Here is a 12,828-nt window from a genome sequence, read left to right on the forward strand (position 1 = left end):
CGTTATTCCCCCAATCACCGGCAGTCAGCCGGTACACGTCGATAGAGCCCGGGAGTTTGATGAGCATGAGTCGCGCAGCCAGGAAATGGCTAATCTTGAGCATCGTGACAGTGGCCGCACTGGTCGCCGCGGCGGCTCTGGCCTGGTGGTTTTTCATTGGCCGGGTACAACCCTACCCTTCGGAGATCACCCGACGCGCCAACGAGATGCAGGAGCGGATTCTCTCGTTCGACAGCCATATCGATATCCAGCCCAACTTTGGCGCTCCAGGCAACGAAGCCAACAAGGATGGCCGCACCCAGTTCGACCTGGTCAAGGCGGCGCGTGGCCGTCTCAGTGGTGCGGCACTGACCCTCTGGTCCTGGCCGGAATTCTGGAACGGCGCCAATGGTCCCCATCGGCCAACGCCGGGCTTTGTCGAGGCCGCCCGCCACGAGCTGGAAACCCGCTACCGGATCATTACCGGCATCGCCAGGGACTTTCCCAACCAGGCCGGCATCGCCTATACGCCTGCCGACTTCAAACGCCTGGCCCACGAGGGCAAATTCGCCATTGTCATCAGCATGCTCAATGCCTATCCGCTGGGCGACGATGTGTCAAAGCTGGATGACTGGGCGGCACGTGGCATGCGTATCTTCGGCTTCAGCTATGTTGCCAATAATGCATGGGCCGACTCTTCACGACCGATGCCGTTCTTTGGTGACTCGCCGGATGAACATGGCGGCCTTTCACCACTGGGGCGCCAGGCCGTACAACGGCTGAACGACCTGGGCGTGGTCATCGATGTGTCGCAGATGTCCAGCCAGGCACTGGAGCAGGTCACACAGCTAAGCCGCGCGCCCATCATTGCCTCGCACTCAAGCGTCAGGGGCCTGGTCGATTTGCAGCGCAACCTGACGGATAAAGAGCTGCGCCTGATCCGGGATACCGGCGGGGTCGTGCAGATTCCAGGCTTTTCTTCGTATCTGAAACCTTTCTCCAAGGAGACCCTGGAGAAGATCAATGAAATGCGCGCCGGCTTTGGTTTGCCCAATGTGCAGAACCTGTCTCAGGCCAGCATGCCGGCCGACCCGGTGTTCTCGATCTGGCCGGAAAAGAAGTTCGGCGAGTATGCCGGCGCCTTGTACGCCATTCTCGACACCGATCCCAAAGCAACCCTCAAGGATTTCGGTGACGCCATCGACTATGCCGTGAAAAAGATCGGTATCGACCATGTGGGGATCAGTTCCGACTTCAACGATGGCGGCGGGATTATTGGCTGGGAGAATGTGGGGGATACCCGCAACGTTACTGCCGAGTTGATTCAGCGTGGTTACTCGGAAGAGGACATTGCCAAGTTGTGGGGCGGTAACTTTCTGCGGGTGTGGGAGCAGGTACAAACGCTGGCAATCCCGCCCCATACAGGCATCTCGGTGAACAAGCCATGAATACGACCACTCGACGGGCGTTTATCCAGAACACAGGGCTGATCAGCGCCGGGCTGGCATTGGGTGCCCGTTCATTGCCCTCATACGCCGCCACCCAAACAGCCCTCTCAACTACTGCTGACTGGGAAAAATTCCGGCAGCTCTTCCCGCTGGATTTCAACTACGCCCACTTCGCCAACTTTCTGGTCACCTCTCACTGCGCGCCCATCCGCGCGGCGATTGAAGCCCACCGTGAACGCCTGGATCGAAACCCGGCCCTGGTTCTGGACTATGACCGAGAAGAAGTCTGGCAGCACGAACATGAAGTCCGGGTTCAGGCGGCCCGCTACCTGAATGTTGCACCCGGACAAATAGCACTCACAGGTAGCACCACCGAAGGACTGAGCATTGTCTATGGCGGCCTAAAGCTCAAACCCGGACAAGAGATTCTCACCACGGTACATGAGCACTATTCAACCCGATACGCCCTGCAATACCGGACCCAGCGTGATGGCAGCCTCGTGCGCAAGATCAGTCTATTCAAGAGCCCCCGGCAGGCGTCCGAAGACGAAATACTGGATGTGATCTCTCGCAGCATCCGGCCTGAAACCCGCGTACTGGGCATGACCTGGGTTCACTCGGGCAGCGGCGTCAAATTGCCGATTGGCAAGATCGGTGAACTGGTCAAAGAGAAAAACAAAGACCGCGCAGAACAAGACCGAATCATCTATTGCGTCGATGGCGTACATGGCTTTGGTGTCGAGAACCTGAGTTTCCCCGAAATGAACTGTGACTTCTTCATTTCCGGGACACACAAATGGATGTTCGGCCCGCGCGGGACCGGCATCATTTGCGCCGCCTCTGAAAACACAACGGACCTGATTCCTTTCAGCGCAACGTTCTCCGAGGCCAAGAACTTTGCAACGACCTTTACGCCCGGTGGCTACCATTCATTCGAGTATCGCTGGGCAGCCAGCAAAGCGTTCGAACTGCACTTGCAACTTGGCAAGGCCAATGTTCAGCAACGAATACACGAACTGAACAGCTACCTGAAACAGCAGCTGATATCGATCAAAGGCGTTGAACTGGTCACCCCGCAAAGCAGCACTCTGTCTGCCGGCTTCACCTTCTTCCGCATGGCGGGCCTGGACGATGAAGCGCTTGCAACCTACCTCAATCAGAACCGGATCATTGTGGACTCCGTCAGCCGCGATGCGGGGCCTGTCGTGCGCATGGCCCCAGGGCTGCTCAACACCGAAGCCGAGGTGGACAGGGCCATACAGCTGATCGCGAAAAAAGCGTGAACCCATTAGCCCGCGCACATCAAGACACTTCCATCGCTCAGAGGAGCCGTATGAAACGTCCCTATAAATATCTGCTGGCGTCTTTGCTGGCACTGTCTTTCAACGTACCACTGGCTTTCGCGCAAACGCCAACAGATACCAGGCCCGGTACTGTCTTCAAGGACTGCAAAGACTGCCCGGAGATGGTTGTCTTGCCGGCCGGTAGTTATGTCATGGGCGCTCCGGAAGACGAAGCAGGCCGCCAACCCGATGAGGGCCCGCAGCACACCGTGACCTTTGCCAAACCTTTTGCGATCAGCCGATTTCAGGTTACCGCCGGCGAGCTGGATGCTTATATAAAGGCGAGTGGAGTCGTGATCAAAAGCGGTGACAAGCGCCCTGGACGCTGGTGTGAAGCAAGCAAACCGAGCTACAAGCAAGGCCCAAGGCAGCCTGCCGTGTGCATCGACTATCACGAGGTTCAGGCTTACAGCGAATGGCTGGCCAAGCAAACCGGCAAGCCTTACCGGATGATCAGCGAAGCCGAGCGTGAATACGCTGCACGCGCAGGCTCGACAGGCCCCTTCCCTTTTCCGTTCGACAAGGAAGGCGAGTACCAGATCAGCAAGCACGCCAATACCTATGGTCCCGCCGATGGCTATGCCTACAGTTCGCCAGTGGGCAGTTATCCGGCCAATGCCTTCGGCGTGTATGACATGCATGGCAACGTTTACGAGTGGGTTGCCGATTGCTGGCACAAGGATTATGTCGGTGCACCTGCCGATGGCAGTGCCTGGATCGAGGGCGGGGAATGCGAGTCGGCGCATATGCGTGGTAACGACTGGGGCGAACCGCCAATCTTCTCGCGCTCGGCCAATCGCAACGACCGGCTGAAAACCACGCGCGGCGACTTCCTCGGCTTCCGGGTCGCACGCGAACTCTAAGCCAGAGTACGGGAAGCCGCAGCGTGTAAATACAGCCTGCGCTTCCCGTCGAAGCAAACCTGAAAATCCCTTCGCGACGACGTCTGCACCACTAAATCCCCCCGCCGCTGCTTCGTTTTACAGCCATAGTCTTTGAAGCGCGGAACAGCCCCGATGGATACCCAAGCCGGCCTGCCAGTTCTTGGCAGTCTCTACCCTGATCGCCAGCTACACGTTCATTACTCGACAGACAAACTGGCCGTTGCACTGGATACCACGGTGCAGCTCGAAATCGTATTGCACGGTTCTGCGCCTGATCAACTGCAAGGCAGGATCAACTATCTGAACCCGTCTATAGAGCAGCAAGCGTTGCTCGGCGCTTTTGAAGGTGCATTTACAACACGTCCGTCACTGAAGAGCCTGACCATCGTTACGTCTGAAGCATCGACTGCGATTGATGCCTTGCTTGCTGATGGCGTGTTGCGTCAGGTAGACGTGAACACGTATCTCTGTTCCGCGCAGTCTCTGTGGCAAGACCCACGCCCCTGGCTGGGCAAGCACTCGTTTGGGGTCGCGCCCCAGCAGTACGTCATCACCGAGAGCAAGCGCCATCCCCTGCGTCCGGTCGCACCATCAGGCGTGCTCTATAGCCGCTATATCCCCTGGCTGGGCCAGACCCTGACCTTCCAGCAAGCCGATCCCGAACATGACTTGCCCGCCTTCAACCGCTGGATGAATAGCCCGCGCGTGGCGCAATTCTGGGAAGAAGAAGGCAGTCTTGAGCAACATCGTGCGTACCTGCAAAAGCAATTGGCTGATCCACACACCTTGCCCTTGATCGGCCGCTTCGATGGCCAGCCGTTTGGCTATTTCGAAGTCTATTGGGCCAAGGAAGACCGTATCTCGCCCTTCTACGAAGCCGGCGATTACGACCGCGGCCTGCACCTGCTGGTCGGCGAAGAGGCGTTTCGCGGCAAGGCGTTCTACACCGCCTGGTTCTCGTCGATCTGCCATTACCTGTTTCTCGACGACCCGCGCACCCAGCGCATCGTCTGTGAGCCGCGCCACGACAATGAGCGGCAGATCGCCAACTTCGACCGCAGCGGCTTCGCCAAGGTCAAGCATTTCGATTTTCCCCACAAGCGCGCACTGCTGGTGATGTTGACGCGTGAGCGCTTCTTTTCCGAGCGGCTGTACCAACCTCTGGACAGCATCAAACCACCGAAGGAAGGATTCAAGGTATGAGCTCCGCAACCATTCATGATGTCATCGGCGTCGGCTTCGGCCCCTCCAACCTGGCCCTGGCCATTGCGCTGGAGGAGCTTTCGCAACTTAACGGCAAGGCTCTCAATGCCCTGTTTATCGACAAGCAGGCGCATTATCGCTGGCATGGCGATACGCTTTCTTCGCAAAGCGAGTTGCAGATTTCCTTCCTCAAGGACCTGGTCTCCCTGCGTAATCCGACCAGCCCGTACAGCTTCGTCAACTACCTGAAGCAGCAGGATCGCCTGGTCGACTTCGTTAACCTCGGGACCTTCTACCCCTGCCGACTGGAGTTCAATGACTATCTGGGCTGGGTGGCCGAGCAGTTTGCCGGACAGGCGGTATACGGCGAAGAGGTCACGCGCATTGAGCCGCAGTTCGACAACGGCGCCATTCACCACCTCAAGCTGATATCAAAAGCCGGTAATGGCCAGGAGCACGTACGCCATACCCGTTCGGTGGTAATCAGCACCGGCGGCTCGCCGAAAATCCCGGACGCCTTCGCGCCTTACAAGGACGACCCACGGGTTTTCCACCACTCCACCTACCTGACCAGCCTGAGCAAACTGCCTTGCAGCGAAGGCAAACCGATGCGCATTGCGATCATCGGTTCCGGGCAAAGCGCGGCAGAGGCATTCATCGACCTCAACGACAGCTTCCCGTCGGTCAAGGTCGAGATGATTCTGCGCGGCACGGCCCTCAAACCCGCCGACGACAGTGCATTCGTCAACGAAATCTTCGCCCCGCAGTACACCGACCTGGTGTTCAAGCAAACACCACAGGATCGCGAAAAGCTGATCAAGGAATACCACAACACCAACTACTCGGTGGTCGACCCGGAATTGATCGAGCGCATCTACGGCATTCTGTATCGCCAGAAAGTCGCTCATCAATACCGCCACGCCGTGCTGTGCCGGCAACAGGTCGAGGCCGTTCATACAAGCGATCAAGGCATCGAGCTGACCCTGCGCGACCTGGCCACCAACCAGCAACGCACTCATCGTTATGACGCCATCATCCTGGCGACCGGCTATGAACGCCGTACGCATCGCTCGTTGCTGGAACCGCTGGAAAGCCACCTCAACGGCTTTGAAGTGGACCGCGACTATCGAGCCCTGGCATCGCCCGCATTGCTCGCGCCGGTATTTCTGCAAGGCTTCTGTGAAACCTCGCACGGCCTGAGCGACACCCTGCTTTCAGTCCTGCCGATGCGCAGCGAAGAGATCGGCAAGGCGCTGTACAAGGCCCTGAAAATCCAGACCTCCACCCACGAGTCTCAGGCTGCCACGCTGATCAGCGCCTGACCCAGCAGGAAATTGTTTATGTCCCAGCCAACCCGCGGCGCCATTCGCGAACTCATGACGCTGCTCAAACCTTTCTGGCCAATCGTGACGATCTCGATCGTCCTGGGCATGGTGGGGGGGCTGAGCATCACCACCCTGCTGGCTACGATCAACAAGGTGCTGCACTCTGACAGCGGTATGACTCAAGGCATCGTGCTGAGCTTTGCCGGCCTGTGCCTGATCGCGCTGTGCTGTTCAATCGTGTCCGATATCGGCACCAACTATGTCGGGCAAAACATTGTCGTCAGGCTGCGCAAGACGCTCGGCGAAAAAGTCATGTCTGCCCCTATCGAACAAATCGAACGCTACCGCACCCATCGGCTGATTCCGGTATTGACCCATGACGTCGGGACCATCAGCGACTTTGCTTTCGCCTTCGCGCCTCTGGCGATCTCACTGACGGTGACACTCGGCTGTCTGGGTTACCTGGCCATGCTGTCCTGGCAAATGTTCCTGCTGATGGTGGTGGCGATTGCGATAGGTACTACGGTGCAATACTTCGCGCGCAGCCATGGCATCAAAAACTTTCTGGCGGCCCGGGAAACCGAGGACGAACTGCAGAAGTACTACAGCGCTGTCTCCGAGGGCGCCAAAGAACTGCGCATTCATCGCCCGCGCCGGCAGCGGATGTTCGACCAGCGTATCCAGGGCACAGCCAACCGTATTCGTGACTTGCAAATTCGCGCCATCAACATCTTCGTGGTGGCCAAGACCTTTGGCTCGATGCTGTTCTTTGTCGTCATCGGCCTGGCCCTCGCCTTTCAGGCTTACTGGCCCAATGCCGATAAAAGCGTCATGAGCGGCTTCGTGCTGGTGCTGCTTTACATGAAAGGCCCGCTGGAACATCTGATCGGCACACTGCCCATCATCAGCCGTGCGCAGATCGCGTTCCGCCGTATCGCCGAACTGTCGGAAAAGTTCTCCTCACCAGAGCCGCACTTGCTGCTTGAAGACAAGGCCCCTGAAGCGCTGACCCTACAGAGTCTGGAACTGCGTGATGTGCAATATGCCTTTCCTGCGGTACAAGGCAGCGAGCCGTTCCGCCTGGGCCCGGTAAACCTGCGCATCGAACAAGGCGAGATTGTCTTTATTGTTGGCGAGAACGGCTGTGGCAAGACCACGCTGATCAAGCTGCTGCTGGGACTCTACGCGCCACAGAAGGGCGAAATTCTCCTGGACGGCCAGCCCATCGTCGCCCAGAACAGGGACGACTATCGCCAGTTGTTTACCACGGTGTTCGCCGACTATTACCTGTTCGACGAGCTGGTGCAGGGCGGCGGCGATGTACCAAAAGAGGCCGAGCGTTATCTGCAGCGTCTGGAAATCGGCCACAAGGTCACGATTCGCGATGGCGCGTTCAGTACCACCGACCTGTCCACCGGACAGCGCAAACGCCTGGCACTGCTCAGCGCATGGCTGGAAGGCCGTCCGGTGCTGGTATTTGATGAATGGGCGGCCGATCAGGACCCGACCTTCCGGCGTATTTTCTACACCGAGCTGCTGCCTGACCTGAAACGCCTGGGCAAAACCATCATTGTCATCAGCCACGATGACCGGTATTTCGACATCGCTGATCAGTTGGTCCGCATGGAATCGGGCAAGGTTAGAAGCGAAGCTCTGCCTGCCTGAAAAATCTCGACGCAAGCCTTCCGGTTTTTCGGGTTGAAGCGTTGAAGTAATGCGAAAAGAAAAAATTCTCAATTGCAAAAACAGAGAAAACCATGCCCGCACACACTTTGAGCAAACTGACTCCCCTGGCAACAGCATTGCTGATGCGTAACGCTATTCGCCCGAAACTGTCGCTGACCGGTTTGGGCATGGCTCTTTCCATGACCCTGGCTTCTCAGGTTCAGGCTCAGGAATGGAATCTGAACATTCCGGCACAGCCGCTTGACAAGGCCCTGCAGGTCTTTGCAGAACAAGCCAATGTTCAGCTTCTTTATAACCCTGGCGATGTACAAGGCCTGCGCTCTACTGCCGTGAATGGTCACTACGGCCTGGATCAGTCGATCAATCTTCTGTTGCGCGGGACGGGGGTCAGTTATCAGATCACGGGCAATACGCTGACGCTGATAGTGCCATCGCCTGGGGAGGCGATGGAGCTTTCGTCGGTGACGATTTCGGGTAAGGCGCCAGGGTCGATTACCGAGGGAACCGGGTCTTATACAACGGTATCTACCAGCAGTTCAACTCGTTTGAATTTACGGCCTCAAGAAACGCCACAATCAGTGACTGTACTAACACGCCAGCGTCTGGAAGACCAAAAACTGGATAACCTAGCCGACGCACTCGATGCAACAACAGGTGTGACTGTACAAGCGCTTGCCTACGGCGGAGACTCTCCGCAAATTTTCTCTCGCGGCTCAACAATTAATAACTTTCAGATTGATGGCGTACCCACTGCATCGTCGATGGCAAACTATCTGCAAGATACAGCCATGTACGATCGAATTGAAGTAGTGCGCGGCGCCACTGGTATCATGAGTGGCTTTGGCAAGCCATCAGCCACCATCAACATGATCCGTAAGCGTCCTACATTTGCCCCGCAAATATCGCTAACTGCCGAAGCCGGAAATTGGCAGCGTTATGGCAGCGGCATGGATGTGTCAGGCCCGTTGAACGATAACGAAACTATTCGAGGGCGGATGGTCGTTGATTACAAACATCAACATGGCTGGACTGATAACTATGAGCAGGAGAAAACCAGTATTTACGGCATCAGTGAACTCGATCTAAGTGATGATACACTGATCACACTTGGATTTAGCCACATCACTAGAGACACCAACTCTCCAACTTCGATCTTCCCGATGCTTTATAGCAACGGCGAAAAAATTGATACCAATGCATCAGATAACGACACGCCAACCTGGGCCTATTACGATCATGATCTGAGCACAGCCTTTACATCGATTGAGCATAAATTTGCTTCCGGCTGGAGCCTAAAGAGCGAATTGACATATAGCAGATACCATTACAAAGCCCTTAATGGGTCGATCCAAGGCTCCGTCGATAAAGCGACAGGTGCCGGCAGCCGACTGCTAAGTCCCTACTGGGTTAACACTACGGAGCAGGAAAATCTTGACACCTATGTTACAGGCCCTTTCAGCCTGTTCGGGCGCGAGCACGAACTTATTGGGGGCGTTACATTAACTCAGCTTGAAACGAACGGGCCCACCTATACAATGACGCCCTCAACTTACTCTATCCCTAATTACCTTACGTGGGTAGAAGACACGCCAAAACCCACTTATAACAAGACAGCAAAAAGTAACGGTAACGAGTACCAATATAGCGCCTACATCAGCTCACGACTTCATTTGACAGACCGCGCAAGCCTTCTCTTAGGTAGCCGTTTCACCGACTGGAGGAAAAACAATGAGACTGAATCACTAACCACGGGCAGAACAACCAAGACCAGCAGTCGTGAAACTGGAATTTTCACACCTTATGCAGGTATCGTCTATGCACTGGATGATACATGGTCTCTCTACGCAAGTTACACCAGTATTTTTCAGCCACAAGACTCTTTTATAAACCAGTACATTGCAAACCCCGCACCGGAAGAAGGTACCAGCTATGAGGCTGGTATCAAAGCCAGCTTCAACGAAGGTCGTCTGAACTCTAGCCTTTCTGTATTCAAGACTAATCAAGACAATCTAGCGGTATGGGTCAATACCAACGCCGCCTATGAGATGTTCAACAACACCACCACCGAGGGGGTGGAGCTTGAGTTTAACGGTGAGCTAGCCGAAGGCTGGAATCTTAGCAGTGGCTATGTCTACAGCGTCACCCATAACGATGAAGGTGAACGCATCATTACCCGAGCTCCACGGCACAGCTGGAAAACATTCACCACTTATCGTCTTCAAGGTGCACTAAACAAGGTCACGATTGGCGGCGGATTTAACTGGCAAAGTAAAACAAGTGAAAACCTCCAGCTCATTCAAGAGGGAAGTTATGCACTCTTCAACCTGATGGGCCGCTATGACATCAGCCAGAACCTATCTGTCTCCGCCAACATTAACAATCTTTTTGACAAAGAATACGCCTATGTTGGAAGTCGCGGCTCTTATGGTACGCCGCGAAACTTTATGACATCTCTAAAATACACATACTAACATCCCTCTTCGCTGCCAACCAATACAAGCATATTTTGTTGGCACCGAAGACACTCAACATATCGCTACTATCCGCGACCTGGCCAACGACATGAGCTGGCCGATTATTTATCTATTACAGCAACGCGACCGCAGAAACGACTCAGCCACTTTTCATCAAGCGCAAGATCTGAGTTTCAGCGATGCTCTACAATGTCACCAACGATAGCGTTTTTGCTACTTCACATTGGTAACCAGATGAAAGCACACGCCATGACAATCAAGCTTTCGTAATTCTTCTTGAGCTTGTCGTATCGTGTCGCTACTGCTCGGTATTTTTTAACCAGGCAAAGGCGTTCTCGACTAGGTTCCTGCTTCGATAAAGACTTCGGTCCAGCTCGGTATTTCGTAATGCGCTCCATAAACTCCACTGAACTCAAGATAGGCGCGCTCAGCTAGGTGATGCTGGCGAGCAGTTCCACGGCAACAAGGCTTCGTAATCATCAACTGAGAGGCGACCGGCAGGAGCTGCCACGCATAGTTTTTTTGGCCGTTGGCTTTAGCAGTCTCGGCCGGCTGTAAAGTTGAGCACTGACCGTCGCGCCTCTAGGCGTGTCGCTAAACAGCCAGTTCTTTCTTCCTGTCACGAAGGGACGGTCGCGCGTTCAGCGGCGTTGTTGTCGAGCATTAAGTAGCCTTCCTCGATGTATCGTTCCAGTTTTCTCCAGGTGCTTGCGAGGTAACTGATTGCTTTACCCAAGGCGTTCTGAGCGGTGAACTGTGGCTGCGCCTTTCCGATCCAGCTTTTCAACTGAGCAAGTATCGGAAAATTTTTTTCGTGACGACCGACTTTACGTTCAGCGTCACCGTAGCCCTCGGAAAAGGAAAATTATATACACGCAAAAAAACAAGGGCATGCATTCCTTGCACACCCCTATTCATTCATACCCGCCAGTTCTATCGGTATTGAGCAGACATCATTCAACCCCCCTAAAATCAGAGACACTTCCCGATATGATCGGACAGCCCATTGAGAAACTCAGGTACATACACCATTCGCTCGTGGGGAGTGTCGAGCCTCTCAGAGGCCGCCACACCGCACTGCGAACAGGAGGCGATAAACAATGCCTCCAGCTCATCAATATTATTACGAGACACCGAAGACCACCAAAGATGCGGACGGACGTTAAGAGGCCGCAGGGAAAAATCATGAGTCAACGCCGCAATATTTCCGTAGATGTCATACCCCACTGCAAACTCAGCCTCTTTGGCATAGGCATGATAGGCCGCTTTCAATACATCAGCGTTCTCACCTCGACGAGCGCTCAACTCATCCAGCATAAAGTCGACCAACGCGTCATCCTGGAAGCCTGACTTCCTGCCTTCCAGTACTTTCAACAAAATATCCTCATCGCTTTGCTCAGGGAAAAAGCCTCGGATCATGATCATCGCAGCAAGATTACGCTCACCCAGGTCGGCAAGACTTACAGGGGAAACTTGCTCGTCGCTGCCCTCAGGTTTATGAAAGCGCGCCAGCGTCTGGGGCAACATGGTATCGACAAGAGCCAACACATTAACAGTTTCGCCTGAGGCCTCCAGACGATGGGCAATCTCGATTGCCAAAGCGCCACCCGAAGACCACCCTAGCAAGCTATAAGGCCCTGTCGGTTGAGATTGGGTAATTTCGCCAAGGTAATGCGTCACCATTTCATCCCAACTTTCATAGTGGAAACCGTTCTCTATGAATCCCCTGTGAAGCAAGGCATACACCGGACAAATCGCACCGAGTGCCTTGGCCAACGGGTAATAGGGAAAGGTCGTGCCTCCGGCGGGAGGCAAGCAATACAAACCAGGCTTGGTGGCAGGATGGGTATTTATTTTCACCAGGCTCGACTGGCACCCTTCCATTCGATTACGCAGCGCGTCTGCCTGCGCTTCGAGTGTCGAGCTTTTCATGAACTCATGCATGGCAAACTGGCCATCTATGTGTTCGCGTATTTTCCCCAGCGCACTCAACATCAGTATAGAGTTGCCGCCAACTTCAAAGAAGTCATCGCCCAGCCCTACGCCCTCAATACCTAATACGTCTTGCCAGATAGAAGCGAGTTGCCGCTCCAGTCGAGTCCTGAGTAAAGCGTTTGTCCGGCCTTTGAGATGTATATCCGGTGCAGGCAGTCTCTTTTTGTCGAGTTTCCCATTAGGGGTCAATGGAAACATATCGAGCATAACGAAGTGCGCAGGCACCATGTAATCAGTCAAACACGAAACTAGATATTTACGTAATACTGTCCCCAGTTGTGCAGCCTTACCTTCTGCTATCGCAGATGGATCTACAGGTAAGACATAGGCAACCAACTGCTTGCCTGTCGGCCCATCCACATCCAGCACCACCGTCTCACGCACTGCCGGATGCTCCTTGACCCGCGCCTCGATCTCGCCCAACTCAATGCGGAAGCCTCGAATCTTCACCTGATGGTCGATGCGACCGGCGTACTCCACCACGCCGCCGG

8 protein-coding genes and 2 pseudogenes are annotated in these 12,828 nt (G+C 55.0%); 7 read left to right on the plus strand and 3 right to left on the minus strand.

Features of this window, described 5'->3' with window-relative positions; genetic code table 11:
* Positions 1-59: 59 nt before the first annotated feature.
* The 7 genes from ACYP2A_RS00190 to ACYP2A_RS00220 all read left to right on the plus strand — a co-directional run bounded on the left by ACYP2A_RS00190 (position 60) and on the right by ACYP2A_RS00220 (position 10,339).
* Entirely contained in the window at positions 60-1,427 is a 1,368-nt protein-coding gene (locus ACYP2A_RS00190) for a dipeptidase (protein WP_459741665.1), read from the plus strand.
* Positions 1,424-2,710, plus strand: coding sequence for a pyoverdine-tailoring periplasmic protein PvdN (pvdN, locus tag ACYP2A_RS00195; RefSeq protein WP_459741666.1), 1,287 nt, complete (start codon positions 1,424-1,426; stop codon positions 2,708-2,710). Before ACYP2A_RS00190 ends, pvdN begins: the two co-directional genes overlap by 4 nt.
* A gap of 50 nt (positions 2,711-2,760) precedes the next feature.
* Entirely contained in the window at positions 2,761-3,633 is an 873-nt protein-coding gene (pvdO, locus tag ACYP2A_RS00200) for a dihydropyoverdine dehydrogenase (protein WP_459741667.1), read from the plus strand.
* A gap of 153 nt (positions 3,634-3,786) precedes the next feature.
* A complete protein-coding gene (locus tag ACYP2A_RS00205) occupies positions 3,787-4,857 on the plus strand; it encodes a GNAT family N-acetyltransferase (RefSeq protein WP_459741668.1) in 1,071 nt (356 codons plus the stop codon).
* Positions 4,854-6,179 carry a lysine N(6)-hydroxylase/L-ornithine N(5)-oxygenase family protein gene (locus ACYP2A_RS00210; RefSeq protein ID WP_459741669.1) on the plus strand — a complete coding sequence of 442 codons (1,326 nt, stop codon included), beginning with the start codon at positions 4,854-4,856 and terminating at the stop codon, positions 6,177-6,179. The genes ACYP2A_RS00205 and ACYP2A_RS00210 overlap by 4 nt, the downstream gene beginning before the upstream one ends.
* Before the next feature lie 18 nt (positions 6,180-6,197).
* Positions 6,198-7,847, plus strand: coding sequence for a cyclic peptide export ABC transporter (locus ACYP2A_RS00215; protein ID WP_459741670.1), 1,650 nt, complete (start codon positions 6,198-6,200; stop codon positions 7,845-7,847).
* A 92-nt stretch (positions 7,848-7,939) separates the two neighbouring features.
* Positions 7,940-10,339, plus strand: coding sequence for a TonB-dependent siderophore receptor (locus ACYP2A_RS00220; RefSeq protein WP_459741671.1), 2,400 nt, complete (start codon positions 7,940-7,942; stop codon positions 10,337-10,339).
* Positions 10,340-10,560: 221 nt separating this feature from the next.
* On the opposite strand, the pseudogene ACYP2A_RS00225 reads toward ACYP2A_RS00220, so the two are convergent.
* From ACYP2A_RS00225 to ACYP2A_RS00235, 3 genes and pseudogenes are all read right to left on the minus strand, one after another.
* Positions 10,561-10,724: pseudogene (locus ACYP2A_RS00225) on the minus strand (transposase); the annotation flags it as partial.
* A 45-nt stretch (positions 10,725-10,769) separates the two neighbouring features.
* Positions 10,770-11,183 (minus strand): annotated as a pseudogene (locus ACYP2A_RS00230) (transposase domain-containing protein); the annotation flags it as partial.
* Positions 11,184-11,314: 131 nt separating this feature from the next.
* Positions 11,315-12,828, minus strand: a 1,514-nt coding sequence (locus ACYP2A_RS00235) for a thioesterase domain-containing protein (protein ID WP_459741672.1), incomplete at its 5' end; no start/stop codon positions are given.

The sequence above is a fragment of the Pseudomonas sp. 3A(2025) genome (assembly GCF_054589175.1).